Raw genomic sequence first — 22,555 nt, 5'->3', positions numbered from 1 at the left:
TAAGGTCTATAGCGCCGATGGTACTGCATGGGAGACTGTGTGGCAGAGTAGGACGTTGCGAGGTAAGATAAAACGATAGTTATTATAGCTATCGTTTTTTATTATGATTAAATAAAAATATTTATTCATGATATATCTATTAATGTATTAATAGTAAAAAAATATAAAAAAATTTTTAATTATTTTGGGTTTTATGAATATAATAAACTGTATTTTTAAATAAAGAGTTAATTAAGAGGAGTGTTAACTGAATAATGAAATTAAATGAAAAATCTTCTAGTGATATAGTAAAGGTTTTTATTAATGGAGTTATATACAGTATTGATGAGAAAAGTAGTATATATGAAGCTATGGCCATTAAAGATGGAAAAATAGTAGCCCTAGGAACTAATGATGAAATAAGTAATTACTTTATTGACAAAAAAGAAATAATAGATTTAAAATATAGAACAGTATTACCAGGTTTTATTGATGCTCACTGCAATATGTCTGAAAGAGATATAATGAAAAAAGGAGATTTATCTCTATTCCAATGTAATAATGTTACAGAGTATTTAATATATATTCAAAATTACATTGATACACATCCAGAAGAGAAAGTTATTTATGGGATAGGTTGGAAGAATTCGATTTTTGAAAAAAATGAGGAAGAATTAAATTGCTATAGTGAGGCGTTTAAAGGACCTAATAAGAAATGGCTTGATAAAATAGAAACGGACAAACCAATAGTATTAAGATCATTTGATGGCCATTCTTTATGGCTAAATAGTAAGGCATTTGAATATTTTAAAATAACTCCAAATACGAACGTTCCAAATGGTGGAAGAATAGAATTAGATGAGCAAAATCAACTGTGGGGTATATTAAAAGAGAGCGCTGTTTACTTAGTTAATATTGATTGGATAGATAAATATGAAGATAAAGAGTATATAGATAATTTTATAAAGTATCAAAAATTGCAACATTCTCATGGAGTAACAACTATAGGATTAATTGATACTAAAGAAGTGAAGATGCCTCTAGAGCTTTATGGAAAATTGGAGAACATGAAAGAACTTAAATTGAGAATAGTATATGGGGTGACAATTTTACCTAAAGAATTATGTAAAAGAAGTGTAAATGAGCAATTACATGAACTTAAAAGAAATAGGATAATATATAGTACAGAATTATTTTTAGTTTCAGTAGCAAAGTTTTTTTCAGATGGAATTATAGAAAATATGACTGCATTTTTGTTTAAACCTTATACATTAATTGATGACAAATGTAATGAGAAGCAAGGCTTATTCTTATGGGATATTAATGAGCTTAAAGAAGGAATAAAGATGGCAAATAGATTAGAGTTTAATGTTTGTATTCATGCCAAAGGAGATTTAGCTTGTAAGTTTGCAATAGATGGAATAGAATATTCAATAATAAATAATCAAAACAAGACATTCAGAAATTCATTAATTCATGTAGATTTAATAACACAGTATTATATAAGAAAAATGAAGGCTTTAAAAATTAATACAATAATAGAGCCATGTTGGTTTTATAAATCTATGAGTTTGAGCAAAAATGAAGTATTAGCTATAGGAAAAGAAAGAGCCTATAGGCAATATCCTGTTAAATCATTAGTTGATTTAGGAGTAATCACAGCAGCAACTTCTGATGACAATACTTCAGTAAAGATAAATCCACTGGAGGCTATAGAGTGTGCAACAGTTAGAAATTTATATGATTTCTTGCCATCTGGATATCCAGAAATTATAAATATGAATGATGTGAAGTATAGATTAAATCCAAGGGAGAGAATATCAATTGTTGAAGCTATAAAAATGTTCACTATAAATGCCGCTTATGTTTTAGGCAAGGAGAAGGAAATCGGAAGTTTGGAAATTGGAAAAAAAGCAGATTTTATAGTATTGGATAAGGATATAGTTTGGACCAATCCTTTAGATATAGGGAATACTAATATAAATAGAACTTATTTTAATGGAGAGCTAGTATATTTAAATGAATAAACTATTTATAGTTATTATAATTAGGTAAGTAATAATATAAAAGGAGATTTATTGCTATTTTAAAATTTATTACAGATATATATTAAAGAAATATTAATAAAAAGTAAAAAATAATTAGAAAATGGTATTGACATGAAGATGTAAAGAAGATATACTTTATATCATAGTAAACAACTAAGAATAATAAAATTAAAAATTTTTTATCAAGAAAGACGGAGGGACTGGCCCTGTGATGTCTAGCAACCTGAATTTTATACTTTAAATTTAAGGTGCTAATTCCTGCAGATGTTAAATCTGAAAGATAAGAATGTATATGAATTTTTCTGCTACCTTCTTATTCGGAAAGTAGCTTTTTTGGTATATAAATACATAATTATTTTAATTAAACTTGGAAACTTTGATGGAAAAATTTTATTATTCAAGATTATTAAATTTATATAAAATGGGGGCAAAAACTATGAGTAATCAAGAAAGAAAATTAAAATTTGAAACATTACAACTTCATGTTGGACAAGAACAACCGGATCCGGCAACAGATGCAAGAGCAGTACCAATTTATCAAACAACTTCATATGTATTTAAGAATTCAGCACATGCAGCTGCAAGATTTGGATTAGCAGATGCAGGTAACATATATGGACGTTTAACAAATTCTACACAAGATGTTTTTGAAAAACGTGTTGCAGCTTTAGAAGGTGGAGTAGCAGGGCTTGCAGTAGCATCAGGGGCAGCAGCAATAACATATGCTTTTCAAAATATAACTAAAGCAGGGGATCATATAGTTTCTGAAAACACTATATATGGCGGATCATATAATTTGCTAGCACATACATTCCCAAACAATGGGGTGACAACAACTTTTGTAGACCCATCAGACTTGTCAAATTTTGAAAATGCAATTCAAGAAAATACAAAGGCCATTTTTATAGAATCACTTGGAAATCCAAATTCTAATATTATAGATGTAGATGCTCTTGCAGAAATTGCACATAAGCATAAAATTCCACTAATAGTAGATAACACCTTTGGAACACCATATTTATTTAGACCAATTGAACATGGAGCTGATATTGTTGTTCATTCAGCTACAAAATTCATAGGTGGACATGGAACCTCTCTTGGAGGAATAATTGTAGATTCAGGAAAATTCGATTGGATAGGATCAGGGAAATTCCCACAACTAAGTGAAGCTGATCCAAGCTATCATGGAATTAAATTTGCTGAAGCTGTTGGACCAGCTGCATATGTAACTAGGATTCGTGCGGTTATATTAAGAGATACAGGAGCATGCATAAGTCCATTTAATTCATTCTTATTATTACAAGGACTAGAAACTCTTTCACTTAGAGTTGAACGTCATGTTGAAAATGCTTTAAAAGTAGTAGATTTCTTGAAAAATCATCCAAAGGTTGAAAGTGTTAATCATCCATCATTACCTGAAAGTCCAGATAATGCGCTATACAATAAATACTTTCCAAATGGAGCAGGATCTATATTTACATTTGAAATTAAAGGTGGTGCAAAGGAAGCACAAGACTTTATTGATAAGTTAGAAATATTCTCTTTACTTGCAAATGTAGCTGATGTTAAATCGTTAGTAATCCATCCAGCTAGCACTACTCATTCGCAAATGAATGAAACTGAGTTAAAAGAATCAGGAATAAAACCAAATACAATTCGTCTTTCAATAGGAACAGAACATATTGATGATATAATCCATGATTTATCACAAGCTTTTGGAGAATAAATGTATAATTAATAATAAAAGATTAGGAGATTATCATGAATAGCATGATAATCTCCTATAAAAATATTATCTCATTTTAGTGATCTTTGTATTGCATTCTGTAATCGGTAGGATATACACCTACATTTGATTTAAATACACGACTAAAATAAAAAGCGTCTTTATATCCAATCAATTCTCCTACCTTCTTTATTTCTAGTTCGGGTTGATTAATTAAAAGTTGTTTAGCCTCATTAATTCGAATTTTAGTGATATATTTTATAGGTGTTACACCAGTGTATTTTTTAAATATCTTGCTCAAATACTCATTTGTGAATCCAAATTTTTCAGCAATATCATGAATAGAAATTATTGAAGCATAATTTTTTAGCAAATAATTTTCTAAAAGTTGACTTAAGTTTTCAGGTTTCAAGTTATTTGGATCAATGGAAAATGAAGATAACTCTTTATTTTCTGAGTCAAGCATAACAAGGATATTTTGAAGTGCTGTGCTTAGTTCATCAAGTTTAATGGGTTTTAATAAAAAATCTTTAACACCATATTTTAGTGCAGTTTGGGCATATTTAAAATCATTATATCCACTTAATATTATAGATTTGATATGTGGATGATTTTTATGTAGATATTTAATTAATTCAAGGCCATCACACTGTGGCATTTTTATATCAGTGATAACTAAGGACGGATATAATTGTTCAACAAGAGAAATAGCACTTTCTCCATTACCAGCTTCACCAACCAATTCAAAAGGTATGGATAAAGAATTTATTTTTTTTATTATATTTTGTCTTATAAGAGGCTCATCTTCGACTACGATAATTTTATAAGTGCGTGTATTGTTCATAAAAATCCTCCTTATTTAAATGAATAGGACCACCAATTATAAAAATTGTTTTATGTTCTTTTGAAGTATCAATTGAAAATACAGCTTGGTCGCTATATAAAAGCTGCAATCGTAGATAAACATTTTTAAGTCCCATTCCACCAATCTTTAATGATTTCATTTCCATATTTTTATCTAAATTATCAAAATTAGATAAGAGTGTTTCCTTTTCTTCATCACTTAAACAACCTCCATTATCTTCAATGTATATAAGCCATTTATCATCACTGGTGGTAGTAGTAATTTTTAAATGCCATGGAGGGGCTGAGGTAAAACCATGTTTAAATACATTTTCCACAATTGGCTGAACAATTAATTTAGGAATTAAAATTTCTTTTGTTTCTTCACTGATTTGCGAATCATAAATAAAATCATTTCCATATCTCATTTTCATACATTCAATATATTTTTCAGTAAATGATATTTCTAAATTAAGAGGAACTGCTGTTTCATCGTATGTTGTGATATATCTAAAGTAATCGCAAAGTGCATAACAGATATTCATAATTTCATCATTCATTTTTTCCTCTGCCATAATGCTTATAGTAGTTAAACTGTTGTATAAAAAATGAGGATTAACTAATGATTGTGTTGCTCGAAGGTTAGCACGCGTTTCTTCTGATTTAAGCAACAATATTTCATGGGACGAATCTCTCAATTTATCATACATGTCTAAAAAGGATTGATATAATTCTGAAATTTCAAGTATATTGCTGTTTATTGGAGGTAGAATGGTTTCGTTTTCATTCAGTACACTGTTTATAGTTACTTTTTTTGTGGATTTTGTCAATGTACTTAGTGGATAAGTCAATCGACTTGAAATTAAAAAACATAAAAATAATGTAAATATAATAGAGGTAATTATTATAACAATGAAAGTCTCCTTAAAGGACTGTAGTGATTTAAATACAATATCTTTAGATTCAACAGTAACTACTGTCCAATTATAAGAATTTATTTTCTCATAAGATAATAATACATCCTTGTTAGTATCGACATTTACAAAGTATCCAGTAGATGGAGCTAGATTATTTTTTTCTATAGTATCCACATAGTTTATAGTGTCTTCTGGATTTAGAGTACTTGAGTAAGGATATACTAACTGACCTTTTTCGTTATATACATAAAAGGTAGTTGAAGGATTTTTTTCTTTCAATTCTGGAATTAAAGAAAACACAGTATTACAATCTTGTATAACTTCAACGATACCTTCAGGCTCATTTGTGCTATTAAAAAATACACGAGTCAGAGAGAGATAATTATGAAGATTTTTATTGTCTAGTTTTGTATTAGAATTTAATAGCTTGTCTGTGATAACTATATTTTTTTCGCCATTTTTATTTATAGTTTCTTCATACCAGGGAATACTTTTAAAATCAACATTAACTACTCCTTGAAAATAGCCAGAACCAATACAGGTGCCATTTTGTGTATATAGATTAACTTGAGTTGCAGATTGAAATGGACCTATTATTGCAGTAATAATATCATAAATAGCTAAAACGTTTTCTCTTGATTTTGAAAAGTTTTCAAGATCTATTTTGTGATAGTTATTTGTATTTGCAAAGCTAGTAAAATTCTTTTTTATAGCATTAGAATAAACTATATTCATAGAAACCGTTGACATATTATTTAATTCTATTGATATTGACTTGTGAATAGATGCACAAATAGTTTCAGATTTTATCTTAGCACTTTTATAAATATTATCACTATAAAAAGAGTATAAACAAATAAAAAATAGAAAGAGCATTGTTATTACTAAAAGACCATAAACAAAAAACAAATATATCTTTTGAGAAAAATAAAATTTATATTTCATCTCAAACCCCCTTTTCAAAAGTATTATATAATAATGTTCAAAAAAGTGCAAAAGGGAGTTCTTTTTTATCTATGTTTAATTTATAGGCTTAATGATAATATAAGAATATAGCCAATGTAAAGCTTATCAAAGGGAAATGATAATATAATTTGTGGAGGGATAACTTATGAACAAACGTTTAATGAAGTTAATTAGCACAGTATGTATGACTGCACTAATTGGAGGCACATTTGTAGGGTGTGGAAGCAGTAATAATAGTGGAGATGCAAGCAAAGATACCTCAAGTAATGGAAATACAGTAACATTAACTTTTGGATCTCATCAATCGGGATTACCAACATCTGGGGTGGTGCAGACTTTAGCAAAGGATTTTGAAAAGGAAACTGGAATAAAGATAGACTTTCAAATTTCACCAGATGCTCAATGGCGTGATTTATTAAAAGTAAAATTAGATTCAGGGGAAGCTCCAGATATTTTCTGCGCTGATGCAGATCCTTTAAATTTAGTTACAAGAGTAAATCCAGAAAAATACGTTCAAGATGTAACAGATCAGGAATGGGTAAAGCGTATGGATCCAAATGTACTTCCTTCAATATCATATAAGGATAAAGTTTATGGAATTACTTTCCCAGGAAAGAAAATGTACTTCTATGTTTATAATAAGGAAATATTCCAAAAGTTAGGGTTAAAGGTACCAACAAATTATGAAGAATTTAAAAATGTATGTCAAAAGATAAAAGATTCAGGGGTTACTCCAATTTATGAAGGTACACAAAATGGATGGCATCAAGTACTGCCTTTATTTGAAACAGGAGCTATGTATCAAGAAAAGCATCCAGATCTATATAATAAATTGAACAAGAATGAAGTTGATTTAGATTCTGTGCCTGAATTATTAACTGTAATTTCTCAACTTAAAGAATTTGCTGATTTAGGCTTTTATGGAAAAGACTATTTAAGTAACTCAGTTGAAAATGCAAAAGAGTCAATGGCAAATGGAAAGTCAGCAATGTTTATTGCTGAATCTGCATGGAGAAATGAAGTAAAAGCAGATTTCCCAAATTTTGATGTTAATAAGCTTGGAATATTTGCAATGCCATGGGCAGATAATCAAACAATTGGTGTTAATCCTGCTAGCAATGCATATTTTGTTAATAAAAATGGAAAGCATGTAAAGGAAGCTTTAAAATTCTTCGAATTTTTAGCAAAACCTGAAAATTTACAAAAACGTTTAGATGGACAACCAGGATTATCAGAACTTTGCTGGCCAGAAATTAAATCAAAATATTCTGATGAAGATAAAAAATATATTGATTCCTTAAAGAAGGGAATGGTTGTGCAAGCAGGGGTTAAGTATATTGATAGTCAATGGATGGATGTAGGAAAAGATTTAGAAGGTATGTATACTGGTTCATTAACTCCAAAGCAAGTATTGGAAACTATAATGAATAGAAGAACTGAACAAGCTAAATTGCAAAAAGATCCAGATTGGAATAAATAATAATTTTTATATTACAAGGAATATGATGATAAATTATCATACTACATTAGATGAAATTGGTTAAGGGTAACAAATATAAAATAGTTAGAGAAAATTAATTAAAAGATGAAAACCCTAAAGAGAATTTCTATAAGTTATATTTAAAGAAAACCTTTAGGTTTTTTATCTTAAACTATTATCCATTAAATAATTTAAGGAAAATTATTTAGCTGGTTAATTATCAGTTGCAATTAATACTTAAACTTATAAATGGAATATGTATGCATAATCGAGAAATTATAATCGTAACAGTAACACTACACTAGAAATTAGATACATATTTGTGCAAGCGGCATATGAAATTAAGCTGTGATGGTTATTAGTGGAAGGTTGTTCCACTTTCTGCTTGTCATAAATTTACTTTAGGAACATGCAGAAATGGGTGCAACCTTCCACTTAGAACCCATCCAGTGAAAATTTCATAAGTCCGCTGTAATAAATATGTGTTTAATTTCGGTAAGTTCCGCATATGTCTAATTCTCGATTTGGATATCTTTATTTAATGTAGAAGCTCAATAAAATGGAGGGATTATAATGGACAGAAATAAAATATATCCGTGGTATTTTACTACTGGTGCTTTACTTATATTTTTTCTGCTTTGCTTTTTACCAGGAATTATTGGAATATTTTATTCATTTACAGATTGGAATAATTTTACTGATAAAATCAATTTTATAGGTTTGCAAAATTATATGGAGGTATTTAAAGGGAAGCCAGAATATAGGTTATATATATGGAATACTGTTGTATTCACAACAGTAACAACTATCATGAAAACGATAGTTGGACTTATGTTAGCATTATTACTAACACAAAAGATGATTAAATTTAAGAATTTTCATAGGATGGTTATTTTCTCTCCTCAAGTAATGTCTTATTTGGTTGTTGGACTTGTATTTAAAAGCATGCTACATCCTCAAACTGGTTTTCTAAATAACTTTTTAAATTCAATTGGATTAGGTTTTTTAGCTAAAAATTGGTTGACTGATTTGAGTTGGGTATTTCCAACTGTTATGTCGGTAGATACCTGGAAAGGTATGGGGTACATAATGGTGGTTATTATAGCAGGATTATTGTCAATTTCACCAGATTATTATGAAGCAGCCAGCATAGATGGAGCGAATTTTTGGCAAAAGTTTAAGTTAATTACATTACCTCTATTAAAGCCAATAATAATAAACGTAACTGTTTTGAACGTTACATATGGATTTAGAGTATTTGATATGATTTATTCACTAACAAATGGTGGTCCAGGAAATGCAACAGGAGTAATTAATACTGCTGTATATAAGGAATTTTCTAAGGGTAACTATGCAATGGGTACAACCTTATCTAGTATTTTATTTTTTGCGTTATTATTTTTACTTTATTTCATTATAAAATCTATGGAAAATAAGGAGGTTGACATGTAATGAATGCTCTAAAAAAGTCTATTGGAAGCTTAGTAATAAATATAATAACAATATTCACAAGTTTGATAGTTCTAATACCAATGGTAGTTTTGGTGTTGAATTCCTTTAAAAATCAAAGTGAATCTAATAAAATGTCTTTATCTTTGCCAAAGGAATGGGTATTTCAAAATTTTAAGACAGTAATTGAACAAGGTAAATTAATATCTTCATTTTTAAATAGTCTTTTATATGTTACTGGGAGCGTACTAATTATTGTTTTTGTGGTAGCTGCAGCAGCTTTTGTGATAGCAAGAAATCGAAAAGGAATTAATAATTTTATTTATTATTTCATTATATCTGGGATAGCAATACCAATTAATAATGTTGCGTTGATGAAGGTTCTGCAAGCTTTAGGTTTAGTAAATACTAGAATTGGTATAATTTTAGTTTATGCTGCAATAAATATCCCTCTTAGTTTATTTTTATCCTACGGATTTATATCAACAATTCCAAGGGAAATAGATGAAGCAGCAATAATAGATGGGTGCGGGCCGGTAAAATTGTTTATAAAAATAATTTTGCCACTATTAAAACCTATTATATCAACTCTTTTTGTATTAAATTTTATGGCTGTATGGAATGACTTTACAATGCCATTATATTATTTAAATAATTCTGGGAAATGGCCTATGACTTTAGCTGTATATAATTTCTTTGGTGCATTTGAAAATTCATGGAACTTAGTTAGTGCTGATATTGTATTGACATTACTTCCAGTACTTATAGTATTCATACTAGGCCAAAAATATATTGTTGGAGGAGTTGCAGCAGGTTCTGTAAAAGGCTAAAACTGTAAATTGTAAACTGTAAACTGATAAAAGGAGTGTTATTATGAAATTTAGTAATGGATGTTGGCTAAATAAGCCAGGTTATCACATATATAATCCACAGGAGGTATATAGTACTAAAATTGAAGAAAACAGTTTAACTGTTCATGCACCTTGTGTAAAAATAAATCATAGAGGTGACACCCTCGGGGGACCAGTTATAACTTATAAAATTTCATCTCCAATGGAAAATATAATTAGAGTTAGAGCTTATCATTATATGGGACAACAAAAAAAATCACCTGCTTTTGAGACTTATGAAGACAACAATACTAAGGTTTTTATTGAAGAAAATGAAAGCGAAGTATTTTTAAAATCAGGAAAACTTAAGCTGTCAATCAATAAAGAAGCTTGGGAGATGACTTTTTTTAATGAAGATAAAATGCTAACTTCTAGTAAGTACAAGGGATTAGGATATGTAAAAACTTCAGAGGAAAGAACTTTTATGGAAGTTTTGGAAGATGGAGTTTTTATGAAAGAGGAACTGCAGTTATCTGTAGGAGAATTGGTTTATGGATTAGGTGAAAGGTTTACTCCATTAGTAAAAAATGGACAAACAATTGATATATGGAATGAAGATGGTGGAACGAGTACAGAACAATCCTATAAAAATATACCATTTTATCTTACTAATAAAGGTTATGGTGTATTTGTAAATCATCCAGAAAAAGTATCATTTGAAGTTGGTTCTGAGAAGGTAACAAAAGTTCAATTTAGTGTTGCAGGTGAATATCTAGATTATTTTATAATTAATGGAGACTCTATGAAGGAAGTAATAGAGAATTATACAAAGCTTACTGGAAAGCCTGCACTACCTCCAGCTTGGTCTTTTGGATTATGGCTTACAACCTCCTTTACAACAAATTATGATGAAAAAACTGTAACAAGTTTTGTAGATGGAATGGCAGAAAGAGATATCCCACTTAGAGTTTTTCACTTTGACTGTTTTTGGATGAAGGATTTTAATTGGTGTAACTTTGAATGGGATAAGGATGTTTTTCCAGATCCTAAAGGAATGATAAAGAGACTCAAAGAAAAAGGTTTAAAAATATGCGTTTGGATTAATCCTTATATTGCACAAGAGTCAAAATTATTTGAGGAAGGTATGAAATATGGTTACTTATTAAAGAAACCTAATGGTGATGTTTGGCAGTGGGATTTGTGGCAACCTGCAATGGGAATTGTAGATTTTACTAATCCAGCTGCATGTGAATGGTATTCAAGCAAACTTAAAGAACTAATAAATATGGGGGTAGATTGCTTTAAGACAGATTTTGGTGAACGTATACCAACAAAAGTATCGTACTTTGATGGATCAGATCCACTTAAAATGCATAACTATTATACACAAATGTACAATAAGGTTGTATTTGATACAATTAAAGAAAATGTTGGAGCAGAAGAAGCAGTGTTATTTGCAAGATCAGCTACTGCTGGAGGTCAGCAATTTCCTGTACACTGGGGTGGAGACTGCGAAGCAAATTATGAATCTATGGCAGAAAGCTTAAGAGGTGGATTATCATTGTGCATGTCAGGTTTTGGATTTTGGAGTCATGACATAGGTGGATTTGAAAGTACGTCAACTGCTGATGTTTATAAAAGATGGGTGGCTTTTGGATTATTATCATCTCATAGTAGGTTGCATGGAAGTAATTCTTATAGAGTTCCATGGCTTTATGATGAGGAAGCGTGTGATGTTGTAAGATTCTTTACTAAATTGAAATGCGGTATAATGCCATACTTATACAAGATAGCTAAAGATGCTTCTGTAAAGGGAATCCCAGTAATGAGATCAATGATATTAGAATTTCAAGACGATAATGCCTGTAACTATTTAGATAAACAATATATGTTAGGGGATTCAATTTTAGTAGCACCAATTTTTAATCAAGCAGGAGAAGCAAATTATTATTTACCAGAAGGAATTTGGACAAATTTCATAACTGGAAAAAGATATGAAGGAAATAGGTGGATTAAGGAAAAACATGATTATTTAAGCGTTCCAATGATGATAAGAGAAAATAGTTTAATTGCTGTAGGAAATGAAAATTCTAAACCAGATTACGACTATGGTGAGAATATAACAATTATGGCCTTTGAACTAAAAGAAAATGATGCAACTAAAACAACAGTTTTAGATACAAATGGCAAAAGTGTGCTAGAAGTAGAAGTGCTAAAAAAAGATAATAAGATATTTATTGAATCAAGAGGAAATAAGGGAGGCTGGTCTTTAGTATTAAAAAATCTTTCTAATATAGTTGATGCTGGAGAGAAATCATTTGATATAAATAATGGAGATACACAAATTAGATTTGAAGATGCAGATTGCAAATGTGTATGTAATTTAAAGAATTAGAATGATATATATCCAAAGCGAGAATTAGATTTATGCAACAATTACCGAAATATGATACATTTATCTTCCACAGGACTAGTGAAATTTTCGCTGGAAGGTTCCTAAATGTGGGCTTGTCATCATTTCAGCGTGTTCCAGATGTAAAATCCCCAAGGAGAAAGTTCATGTTTCCAAATATAAAATTTGGACATTCACTTTTGGACAAGCTGAAAATGAAACAAGCCCACATTAATACCCTTCAACAGCTCAATTTCACATGCCTGCTCCAGAAAAAAATGTATCATATTTCTAGTGTAGTGTTACGATTATAATTTCTCAAGAATACATATATATTACATTTATAAGTTGAATTATTAATTTGGATATCTATATTAATAATCAAATAAACAAAAAAGCTAAAAGATAAAATTAAAAGTTTATCTTTTAGCTTTTATTTTGTAATAATTTTTATTATAAATTATAATTGATATTATATAGGTATATAATAATAAAAAATTAGAATAATATTTATGATTAGATTTGGAGTGATTTAGAAATGGAATTGAATTGGAGTTTAAAAGAATTATATACATCTTTTGAAAGTGAAGATTTTAAAAATGATTCAAACAATCTTGAAAAACTTATAGAGGACATTAATTTATGGACAAAAGATGTAGTAAAAGATAAGGAAAATTTAGTGGAAAAGCTAGAACAATATATTAATAAATTTACACATTTAAAAGAATTAGCTAGTAAGCTAGGTATGTACATTAATCTTAGCTTAAGCGTTAATACTAAAGATGAAAGTGCATTAAAGTATTCAGATATTTTAGAAAAAAAATTAACTAACATAGTTGAAAGCTCTGTTAAGCTTGAAAGATATATCAGCAATATAGAAGATATAGATTATCTTATTAATCAATCTGAATTACTAAAGGAACATGAATTTGTATTGAAAAAAATATGTGAGGAAAGTAAATATTTATTAAGTGAAAAAGAAGAAAACATTATAGCTAATATGAAAAATACTGGTTCTAATGCATGGGGAAAACTTAAAGATAATTTAATTTCAACCTTGAAAGTTGATATAGAAGAGGATGGTGAGATAAAACAATTACCATTAACAGTAGTTTTAAATATGGCATATAATGACGATACAGCTATTAGAAAAAAAGCTTATGAAGCTGAAATAAAAGCCTATAAAAAAGTAGAGGATGGAGTAGCTGCAGCTTTAAATTCTATAAAAGGTGAGGTATTAACTGTATGTGATTTGAGAGGATATGAATCTCCTTTAGATAAGACTATAAAGAATTCTAGAATGGATGAAAAAACCTTGGAGGCTATGCTTTCAGCTATGAAGGAGTATCTTCCTATTTTTAGAAAGTATTTAAGAAAAAAAGCAGAAATGCTTGGATATAATAATGGATTACCATTCTATGAATTATATGCACCAGTCTGTAAAGCCAATATGAAATTTTCTTATGAGGAAGGAACTAAGTTTGTAGAGAAGAACTTTAGAACCTTCAGCAAGCATCTTGGAGATTTTGCAAAAAAAGCAATAGATAATAATTGGATAGATGTTAAACCAAGAGAAGGTAAAGTAGGAGGAGCTTTCTGTGAGAATATACATTTTCTTGGTGAAAGTAGAATCTTATTAAATTATGGAGATAGCTTCGGAGATGTAGTAACTCTTGCTCATGAGCTAGGACATGGTTTCCATGGAGAATGCTTAAATAATGAAACTACTTTGAATTCGGATTATCCAATGCCAATAGCAGAAACAGCTTCAACTTTTTGTGAAACAATAATTAAAAAAGCTGCAATTAAAGATGCGACTGAAGAAGAAGCATTAGCTATTCTTGAAACTGAAATAAGTGATTGTACTCAAGTAATAGTAGATATATATTCAAGATTCTTATTTGAAAAGTCTTTATTTGAAGGAAGAAAAGAAAGTGCATTAACCGTTGAACAAATAAAAGAACTTATGTTAAATGCACAAAAAGAAGCTTATGGGGATGGATTAGACCCTAATTTCCTTCATCCATATATGTGGGCATGGAAACCACATTATTATGATGCAGAATATAATTATTATAATTTTCCATATGCTTTTGGATTATTATTTGCAAAAGGATTGTATGCTGAATATCTAAAGAAAGGCCAAGAATTTGCTAAGGATTATGAAAAGTTACTTTCGATTACAGGTAAAAATAAATTAGAAGATGTAGCAAAAGTTATGGGAATAGATATAAACAATAAGGAATTTTGGATAAATTCATTAAAGACTGTGGAAGTAGATATAAATGAATTCATAAAACTTGCTGACAAAAGAAAATAATTTTGATATGAATTAGCATAATACAAAAAACAACTTGTTTTAATAAAAAACATATTCCTAAATTACTTCATATGTAACTAATTATATTAAACTCATTTAAAGTTTTAATAATTATGATATTGTAAATTTATAATATTTCAAAGGAATTAGAATTTATCAAATGATGACTTTATGGGGGTACATATGGAAAATAGGGGATTAATGTTAAAATTCTGTATTATTTACTTTTTTATATATGGAATAAGTGCAATGGGATATACTCAGTATATCCCGTACTTATCCAGTCTAGGATATAACCCTATGGAGAGAGGAATATTGATTTCATCCTACGCTATTACTACTATTATATTTCAAGTGGTATTTGGAATTTTATCTGATAAGTATAAGACGGTAAAAAAATTATGTGTTATTGCAGTAGTTGGTTTTGCTATATTTACATATTTATTTTTTAATTTACATACAAAAATATTTATTCTACATATGATTTTAATTGCTATGAGTGCTGGAATAGCAAATTTGAATTTTGGATATTTTGATAATTGGTTATTTACCTTTGGTGAAGAAGCAAGAAATAAATTTAGTTTTATAAGGGCATTTGGTTCTATTGGTTGGGGAGTAACAAGTATTTTTATTGCAGCCTTAGTTGATAGATTTACATATAAGGGTTTAGGATTGATTATTATTTTATTAACAATTGTATTGTTAGGAATAATGTATATAGTTGCAGAGGGTTCAAAAACAAAAGCAAAGAAAAGTGAAAAAATTACTTTTGATGATATAAAAGAGTTGTTAAGCAATAAAAAATATATTCTTGTAATAATTATATTGTTTTTGATCTACTGCGCTGGTAATAGCAACACTACAACAATTGTTGATAAAATGTTGGCCCTTGGAGCAACTAATAAAGAAATAGGATATAAGTGGACGATACAAGGATTAATAGAAATTCCAGTTTATTTATATGGAAATTTTTTCTTGAAAAGATTTGGAGCATATAAATTACTATGTATGGCTGCTTTTGCAACTATGTTGCAATTTATTTTATATGGAATAAGTAATAGTGTATGGATATTGATTATACTTGCAGGTTTTCAAATAATAACAGGACCTATGATGATGCTTGCTAGCAGAATGTTACTTTTTAACTTATCAAGTGAAAAGTTAAAGTCAACAGGATTATTATTGGCACTAAGCATTTATTCAGGTTTATCAGCATTGTTAATGCCTTCTATTGGAGGAACAATTACTAATTACTTCAGCGTTAATGTTACAATTTTTATTGTGGCAATTATTGCTGGATGTGGATTTTTGTTGTCATTAGTCTTACATAGAATGAAATAATATTAAGAATAAATAAGTTAATTTAAAATTATTTTAGATTAACTTATTTATTTTTTTATTTTTCTGTTTACATATATTAACATTTGATGTAAAAAATATGGTAAAATAATAAATGTAAATAATTTGAAATGAGGTGTTAGAAAATGGGTTTTTTCAAAAAAGATGAAATTCAACAAAGAGAGGCAAATGAAGGTAAAATTAATGCACAAGAAATTAATCTTAAGGGAATAGAAAAGAAAGAACTTAATAAAAAAAATCTATCTATATTTGAAACAAGTACAATAGGATATGTAATTGATAATTTTCCAGAAATGTCTATTGAGATTCAAGATGGACTGAGTAGCATTACAGCTATACTGGAAAATACAATAGATTATATTGAGGATAAATCAAGTGAAATTATTAAAAAAAATAGAGATTTTAAACTTAGTAAAGCTTATAGGGATACATCTATTTCAATATATGAGATGGTCCATAATATAGATGAATACTTAAAATGGATGCAAAGAGAATATGAAAAAAATGAGACAATAAAAGCTTCTTGTTCAGGGAAAATAAAAAATGGAAATGAAAAACTTGAAAATGTAGTATTAAAAGGCGAAGAAATAGAAATATATCAAGATTTTTCTTTAAAAGAGCCAAAAGGAATTAAACTAGATGATAATATTATTGTAGTTGAAAATTGGGATGATCTAATTGTGAAAACTGCAGAAATTTTAATTAAACAATATAAAAACAATAAATATAGCACTAATGCAGTTAAGGAAATTAAGCCAGTTCAAAAAAAATCTAATCAAAATTCCTTTAGAGATACAGTAATTGAAATGCTTACAGAATATAAAATAAATCTTGATGAATTTAAAGTAATAATTTAATTATAAAAATTGTTAATCAGCTAAAATATATCTTTTGAGTGTATTTTAGCTGATTTTTTATGATTTAATTTATTGATTAGTGAAATTATTATATATTTATGAAAATAATATATATATTGACAGCAGGCTTTAAGCAAAGTAGTATATATTTAAAAACAGTGATTAAATGTAATCTACATAATGCTAAACTTAATTTTTAATTTATGTATAGCTTTTTTTTAAAAGCTTAAAATAATATTAATTAAATAAAGTAACTTGGAGGGTGATAGATATGAAAATAGTAGAGAGTAATGAATTTAAAAAAGAAATAGAAAGTGGAGTTACAGTTGTGGATTTCTTTGCTACTTGGTGTGGACCTTGTAAAATGCTAGCACCAGTTCTTGAACAATTAGCAACTGAAATGGAAGGAAAAGCTAAATTTATAAAAGTAGACATAGATCAAAGTTCAGATTTAGCAAATGAATTTAAAATTTTAAGTGTACCAACAATGATGATTTTTAAAAACGGTGAAAAAATTGATCAACTTGTAGGATTCTTACCAAAAGAAAAAATTCAAGAAGTAATAACTAATAATTTATAATTAGTTATAAAGGAATAAGACATAGTACTAAAATAAAAAGTACTATGTTTTTTTATTCTTTAGGAATTTATAATAAAGCTAAATTTGTGGATAACTTATTGAAAAGGCCAATTTAATAGGTTTTGTGTGTCAAAAAGAATAAAAAATAAATCTTATTCGCTTACACAGAGCGGATAAAAAATGCTTGACTTAGAGTTTACTTTAAGGAGTAGAATTTATATTGGAGTAAGAACTAATTAAATATTTAATACAGTTTATGAGTGCGTATATAAAAATTTGGCGTTAATTTTAATTTATTAGTTCTAAAAGAATTAAGGAGGAATAAAGATATGGAAAAGAAGAAATTAGGATTTGGATTTATGCGTCTTCCATTAAAAGACCAAGAGAATCAAGAAAGTTTTGATTTTGAAACATTAAATAAAATGGTAGATACTTTTTTGGAAAGAGGCTTTACTTATTTTGATACAGCTTATATGTATCATGCTTTTAAGAGTGAAATTGCTTTAAGAGAGTCTTTAGTAAAACGTCATAAGAGAGATAGCTTTACAGTAGCATCAAAGCTGCCAACTATGTTTTTGAAAAAAGAGGGAGATCAAGAAAGAATCTTTGATGAACAGTTAGAAAAATGCGGAGTTGATTATTTTGATTATTATCTTCTTCACAACCTAGGGGTGGCAAATTATAAAACAGCTCAAAAGTTTGATAGCTTTGCATTTGTTTCAAAAAAGAAAGCAGAAGGAAAAGTAAAAAATATGGGCTTTTCTTATCATGATAATGCAGCTTTATTAGATGAAATTTTAACAGCACATCCGGAAGTAGATTTTGTTCAATTACAAATTAATTACATCGATTGGGATAGTGAAAGTATTCAATCTAGAAAATGCTATGAAGTTGTAAGAAAACATAATAAACAAGTTGTTGTTATGGAACCAATTAAAGGAGGAACTCTTGCAAAGGTACCAGAGGAAGCAGAAAAACTGTTCAAGGAATATCATATAGATATGTCTGTACCATCATGGGCAATAAGATTTGTAGCAAGCCATGAAGGAGTAATGATGGTATTAAGTGGTATGTCAAACATGGAGCAACTCCTTGACAATACAAGTTATATGCAAGATTTTGTACCTTTGAATGATGAAGAAAAAGAGATCATAAAAAAGGCTACAGAGATCATTAACAGTAGTATTGCTGTTCCATGTACTGCATGTCAATATTGCGTAGATGGATGTCCAAAGAAGATTGCAATACCAAAATACTTCTCTTTATTTAATAACTATAAACAATTTGGTCCAGGAATTCCTCAGGTTTACTATAATAATTTAGCTCTAGAACATGGGAAAGCGTCTGATTGTATAAATTGTAAGCAATGTGAAAAGCATTGTCCACAGCATATTGAGATTACAAAATTTCTGAATGATGTGGCTGGTGCATTTGAACAAAACTAGACCCAGATTAAATTATTGAGGTATTAAAAAATAAGAATCACAAGATTGTATCAGAATAACTTATTATTTCGATGCAATCTTTTTTATATATATGCTTTGCGTTAAAAGAAAAACATCCATTAAGCTGATAGTTGGTAATGGTATTAAAATTGGGTGAAAGTTAAATGGGAAGTTGTATTTTTATTTATTATATTTTTAATTGGAGGTGTAAGGCAGAGTCAACAGCAATGAAAATTAATTTAACTAAATAAAAGCGATATATATCGAATTATTGAATATATTTTATGACACAGGAAGAAAACATTTATTAATTTCATTTAATGAAAATTCATTTTAAAAAAATTAATAAACGATCAATTATAAGATATCTATATTTACGTAAACTTTAAAAGTTCAGCTTTAAATAAATTCAATTCTATTTTTGAATTATTTGATTTCCAGGCGGCAAAAATATCAAAAATCTCCAGCCCCACAGTCGCTTGCGATTTTTTTATAATTAAATATATAATTGCTTGAAAGCGGTATAATATAATAATAAAGCCTAATATAAAATTTTATTTAATATTAAATAGAATTATGGAGGAGATAATTATGAGTGAAAGATTTGATCTTGCAATCGTAGGAAGTGGTCCAGCAGGTTTGTCAGCGGCACTAAATGCAAAAATAAGAAAGAAAAAATTTATGATTTTTGGTAATAAGGATTTTAGCAGTAAGCTTACTAGTGCGCATGAAATTAATAATTACTTGGGATTTTACAGGAAAAGTGGCAAGGAATTAGGAGAAGAATTTAATAATCATTTAAAAGAAATGGATATAAGTATAACTGAAGAAAAAATAAATAATATTTATGCTATGGGCGAGTACTTTGCTTTAATGGTAAATGAAAAAATGTATGAAGCTACAGCTATAATACTAGCAACAGGAGTCCAATACGGAAAATTATTTGATGGTGAAGAAAGATTGTTAGGTAAAGGTGTTGGATATTGTGCAACTTGTGATGCACCTTTATATAAAGATAAAGTGGTTACAATAATATCATATAATAAGCATGAAGAAGCTGAAGCAAATTTCATTTCTTCAATTGCAGATAAGGTTTATTATATTCCTATGTATAAGGAAGAAGTTGAAGTGAATTCTGCAATTGAAATTGTAAAGGATACTCCAATTAGTATTGAAGGAGAAGATAAGGTTGGTAAGTTAAAACTAAAGGATTCAGAAATTGATACTGATGGAATTTTTATATTAAGAGATAGTATTTCACCAGGTCAATTGGTTCCTGGTCTTAAAATTGTTGACAATCATATTGAAGTAGATCGTTTAATGAGTACAAATATACCAGGATGCTTTGCAGCAGGAGATGTTGTTGGAGCGCCATATCAATATATTAAAGCAGCAGGAGAAGGTAATATAGCAGCATTATCAGCAGTTAATTATATAGATTCTATTTCTAAAAAATAATATATTATTAATATAAATACTTAATTATAAAATGAATAAGCTTTTTATATGTGTAATTAAACAAAGGTTAGATTTAAATAGAGATAATTTAAATCTAACCTTTGTCTATTTTTACAAAAAAATGAATTGCTATTGATGTTTTTGAAAAAAGGGAATATTATTCAGGTATAGATATCCAACGCTAGATTTAGACTTATGCGAAAATTACCGAAATCAGATACATTTATCTTCCACAGGACTAGTGAAATTTTCGCTGGAAGGTTCTAAATGACCGCTTGTCGTCATTTCAGCATGTTCCAGATGTAAAATCCCCAAGGAGAAAGTTCATGTTTCCAAATATAAAATTTGGACATTCACTTTTGGACAAGCTGAAATGAAACAAGCCATAGAGGAAACTCGACTCACATTCGTTCGCTGAGTAAGCGATTCACACCAAATCACAGATTTGGGTTCTCTGCTTAAGAACCATCATCAGCTCAATTTCACATGCCTGCTTCCAGAAAAATGTATCTAATTTCTAGTGTAGTGTTCGATTATAATTTCTCAATGATGCATGTATATTCTATTTATAAGTTAAACTCTTAAATTGTATATCTATAGTAGTATAAATTATATAGTAATCTGGGGGGATGAGAATGAATATTATGAATAAAACAATACTTGAGCTGGTTAATGATTTTTCAAAATTAAAAGAAGTGAAAGGGATACTTTTAGCAGGATCGCATGCAACAAGAACAAATGATAAAAACTCAGACTATGATATATATGTGTATATCTTAGAAGAAATAGCTCTGGAGAAAAGAAGAGAAATAACTAATAAATTTTTTAAGTATATTGAACTTGATAATACATTTTGGGAAAGAGAAGACGATGGTGTTTTGCTAGATGAGGATATAGAAGTAGAAATTATTTATAGAAATTTAGATTGGATTGAGAATTCTTTAAAAAGAACAGTAGTTGAGTGTCAAGCTGATGTTGGATACACCACTTGTTTTTGGAGCAACTTTACTAATTCTATAATACTATATGATGAAGATGGATATTTAAAGCATCTGCAAGAAAAATATAAGATAAAATATCCTGAGAAATTAAAAGAAAATATAATAAGAAAGAATTATCCTTTATTAAAGAAACAAATGCCTGCGTATTATAAGCAGATAGAAAAAGCCTTAAATAGAGATGATTTTATTAGTGTTAATCATAGGGTAAGCGCTTTTCTTGCAAGTTATTTTGATATTATATTTGCAATAAATGAAATGTCTCATCCAGGTGAGAAAAAACTTATAAGAATCATAAAGGAGAATAATTTAAGAATCCCACAGAAAATGTGTGAAAATATAGATGCTATTCTAAAATCAGCAGCAACTAGTGATAACAAAATATTGAGAGAAATTGATGAATTGACTAATAACCTAGATATATTTTTAAATGACGAAGGATTTTATTTAAATTAAGAAAAATAAGATATATTTCAATTTAATAGATTATATTTCAGAAAGTGCTCCAAATTTGATTAGAAAATGTGGAGCATATAATTATTTAGAAAGAAAATATAATAAACGCACTCAAGTGTATCAATACAAGTAATTTGTAGCATTTTAAATAAATAAGAAGAAAAATAGGCATAATATCTTCATAATAGTGGAATAGTATTATATGAAGTATAGAATTAATGATAAGATAAAACACGTCGCTGAGATGCGTAAACAACTAAAAACGAATTGATTGATGAAAGTTATAAAGATAACTTAAAAGAATTTGAAAAAGTTGTTGACAGAGAATTTGAGTGATGATATGCTAAATAAGCTGTCAGAAACGACAGCAAACGATTAGAGATTACAGCGAAAGTTGTAAGAAAGAAAATGGTCTTTGAAAATTGAACAGAATAAGATAAATACATTTAAGT

The 22,555-nt window shown here is 28.5% G+C and carries 15 protein-coding genes and 1 riboswitch; of the genes, 13 read left to right on the top strand and 2 right to left on the bottom strand.

Annotation, left to right across the window (positions count from 1 at the left end; translation table 11 throughout):
• Positions 1 to 254: 254 nt before the first annotated feature.
• Together L3B98_RS27930 and L3B98_RS27925 are read left to right on the top strand one after the other, a co-directional pair.
• Positions 255 to 2,006, top strand: a complete 1,752-nt coding sequence (locus L3B98_RS27930) for an amidohydrolase (protein ID WP_238919099.1) — start codon at positions 255 to 257, stop codon at positions 2,004 to 2,006.
• 197 nt (positions 2,007 to 2,203) lie between these two features.
• Positions 2,204 to 2,314: riboswitch (SAM riboswitch) on the top strand.
• 149 nt (positions 2,315 to 2,463) lie between these two features.
• Positions 2,464 to 3,753 (top strand): O-acetylhomoserine aminocarboxypropyltransferase/cysteine synthase family protein, encoded by a 1,290-nt coding sequence (locus L3B98_RS27925; protein ID WP_077366820.1) that lies wholly within the window; start codon positions 2,464 to 2,466, stop codon positions 3,751 to 3,753.
• 76 nt (positions 3,754 to 3,829) lie between these two features.
• Here the strand turns inward: L3B98_RS27925 and L3B98_RS27920 are convergent, their stop codons facing one another.
• Positions 3,830 to 4,597 (bottom strand): response regulator, encoded by a 768-nt coding sequence (locus L3B98_RS27920; RefSeq protein WP_077366301.1) that lies wholly within the window; start codon positions 4,595 to 4,597, stop codon positions 3,830 to 3,832.
• Entirely contained in the window at positions 4,575 to 6,458 is a 1,884-nt protein-coding gene (locus L3B98_RS27915) for a histidine kinase (RefSeq protein ID WP_238919098.1), read from the bottom strand. The genes L3B98_RS27920 and L3B98_RS27915 overlap by 23 nt, the downstream gene beginning before the upstream one ends.
• Positions 6,459 to 6,624: 166 nt before the next feature.
• On the opposite strand from L3B98_RS27915, the gene L3B98_RS27910 reads away from it, so the two are divergent.
• The 11 genes from L3B98_RS27910 (at position 6,625) to L3B98_RS27860 (ending at position 22,103) form a co-directional block, all read left to right on the top strand.
• Positions 6,625 to 7,959, top strand: coding sequence for an ABC transporter substrate-binding protein (locus tag L3B98_RS27910; protein ID WP_077366299.1), 1,335 nt, complete (start codon positions 6,625 to 6,627; stop codon positions 7,957 to 7,959).
• Positions 7,960 to 8,532: 573 nt separating this feature from the next.
• Complete coding sequence (locus L3B98_RS27905) at positions 8,533 to 9,411, top strand: sugar ABC transporter permease (RefSeq protein ID WP_238919097.1); 879 nt, start codon at positions 8,533 to 8,535, stop codon at positions 9,409 to 9,411.
• Positions 9,411 to 10,238: a carbohydrate ABC transporter permease gene (locus L3B98_RS27900; protein WP_238919096.1), complete on the top strand. Its 828-nt coding sequence runs from the start codon at positions 9,411 to 9,413 to the stop codon at positions 10,236 to 10,238. Before L3B98_RS27905 ends, L3B98_RS27900 begins: the two co-directional genes overlap by 1 nt.
• A 43-nt stretch (positions 10,239 to 10,281) precedes the next feature.
• Positions 10,282 to 12,633, top strand: coding sequence for an alpha-xylosidase (gene yicI, locus L3B98_RS27895; protein ID WP_238919095.1), 2,352 nt, complete (start codon positions 10,282 to 10,284; stop codon positions 12,631 to 12,633).
• A gap of 535 nt (positions 12,634 to 13,168) precedes the next feature.
• On the top strand, positions 13,169 to 14,950 hold the full coding sequence (locus L3B98_RS27890; protein ID WP_238919094.1) for a M3 family oligoendopeptidase: 1,782 nt from the start codon (positions 13,169 to 13,171) through the stop codon (positions 14,948 to 14,950).
• A 183-nt stretch (positions 14,951 to 15,133) separates the two neighbouring features.
• Positions 15,134 to 16,291: an MFS transporter gene (locus L3B98_RS27885; RefSeq protein WP_238919093.1), complete on the top strand. Its 1,158-nt coding sequence runs from the start codon at positions 15,134 to 15,136 to the stop codon at positions 16,289 to 16,291.
• Between the two features lie 143 nt (positions 16,292 to 16,434).
• Positions 16,435 to 17,166 (top strand): hypothetical protein, encoded by a 732-nt coding sequence (locus L3B98_RS27880; RefSeq protein WP_238919092.1) that lies wholly within the window; start codon positions 16,435 to 16,437, stop codon positions 17,164 to 17,166.
• Positions 17,167 to 17,437: 271 nt separating this feature from the next.
• Positions 17,438 to 17,746, top strand: a complete 309-nt coding sequence (trxA, locus tag L3B98_RS27875) for a thioredoxin (protein ID WP_015395267.1) — start codon at positions 17,438 to 17,440, stop codon at positions 17,744 to 17,746.
• A 329-nt stretch (positions 17,747 to 18,075) separates the two neighbouring features.
• Positions 18,076 to 19,191: an aldo/keto reductase gene (locus tag L3B98_RS27870; RefSeq protein ID WP_238919091.1), complete on the top strand. Its 1,116-nt coding sequence runs from the start codon at positions 18,076 to 18,078 to the stop codon at positions 19,189 to 19,191.
• 591 nt (positions 19,192 to 19,782) lie between these two features.
• Complete coding sequence (locus L3B98_RS27865; protein WP_238919090.1) at positions 19,783 to 20,649, top strand: NAD(P)/FAD-dependent oxidoreductase; 867 nt, start codon at positions 19,783 to 19,785, stop codon at positions 20,647 to 20,649.
• Positions 20,650 to 21,284: 635 nt separating this feature from the next.
• A complete protein-coding gene (locus L3B98_RS27860) occupies positions 21,285 to 22,103 on the top strand; it encodes a DUF4037 domain-containing protein (protein WP_238919089.1) in 819 nt (272 codons plus the stop codon).
• The last annotated feature ends 452 nt before the right edge of the window (positions 22,104 to 22,555 follow it).

The sequence above is a fragment of the Clostridium sp. YIM B02555 genome (assembly GCF_022320955.1).
In the GTDB taxonomy this organism is placed as follows: domain Bacteria; phylum Bacillota; class Clostridia; order Clostridiales; family Clostridiaceae; genus Clostridium; species Clostridium saccharoperbutylacetonicum.
The sequence above is the reverse complement of the archived record's forward strand: the minus strand, read 5'-3'. Positions and strand labels throughout refer to the sequence as shown.

What these genes read in the sequence shown, in the direction of transcription:
- L3B98_RS27900 (WP_238919096.1), top strand. Translation starts at nt 9,411, where the DNA reads ATGAATGCTCTAAAAAAGTCTATTGGAAGCTTAGTAATAAATATAATA.
- L3B98_RS27925 (WP_077366820.1), top strand. Translation starts at nt 2,464, where the DNA reads ATGAGTAATCAAGAAAGAAAATTAAAATTTGAAACATTACAACTTCAT.
- L3B98_RS27915 (WP_238919098.1), bottom strand. Translation starts at nt 6,458, where the DNA reads ATGAAATATAAATTTTATTTTTCTCAAAAGATATATTTGTTTTTTGTT.
- L3B98_RS27865 (WP_238919090.1), top strand. Translation starts at nt 19,783, where the DNA reads ATGAGTGAAAGATTTGATCTTGCAATCGTAGGAAGTGGTCCAGCAGGT.
- L3B98_RS27880 (WP_238919092.1), top strand. Translation starts at nt 16,435, where the DNA reads ATGGGTTTTTTCAAAAAAGATGAAATTCAACAAAGAGAGGCAAATGAA.
- L3B98_RS27890 (WP_238919094.1), top strand. Translation starts at nt 13,169, where the DNA reads ATGGAATTGAATTGGAGTTTAAAAGAATTATATACATCTTTTGAAAGT.
- L3B98_RS27870 (WP_238919091.1), top strand. Translation starts at nt 18,076, where the DNA reads ATGGAAAAGAAGAAATTAGGATTTGGATTTATGCGTCTTCCATTAAAA.
- L3B98_RS27920 (WP_077366301.1), bottom strand. Translation starts at nt 4,597, where the DNA reads ATGAACAATACACGCACTTATAAAATTATCGTAGTCGAAGATGAGCCT.
- L3B98_RS27905 (WP_238919097.1), top strand. Translation starts at nt 8,533, where the DNA reads ATGGACAGAAATAAAATATATCCGTGGTATTTTACTACTGGTGCTTTA.
- yicI (WP_238919095.1), top strand. Translation starts at nt 10,282, where the DNA reads ATGAAATTTAGTAATGGATGTTGGCTAAATAAGCCAGGTTATCACATA.
- L3B98_RS27885 (WP_238919093.1), top strand. Translation starts at nt 15,134, where the DNA reads ATGGAAAATAGGGGATTAATGTTAAAATTCTGTATTATTTACTTTTTT.
- trxA (WP_015395267.1), top strand. Translation starts at nt 17,438, where the DNA reads ATGAAAATAGTAGAGAGTAATGAATTTAAAAAAGAAATAGAAAGTGGA.
- L3B98_RS27930 (WP_238919099.1), top strand. Translation starts at nt 255, where the DNA reads ATGAAATTAAATGAAAAATCTTCTAGTGATATAGTAAAGGTTTTTATT.
- L3B98_RS27860 (WP_238919089.1), top strand. Translation starts at nt 21,285, where the DNA reads ATGAATATTATGAATAAAACAATACTTGAGCTGGTTAATGATTTTTCA.
- L3B98_RS27910 (WP_077366299.1), top strand. Translation starts at nt 6,625, where the DNA reads ATGAACAAACGTTTAATGAAGTTAATTAGCACAGTATGTATGACTGCA.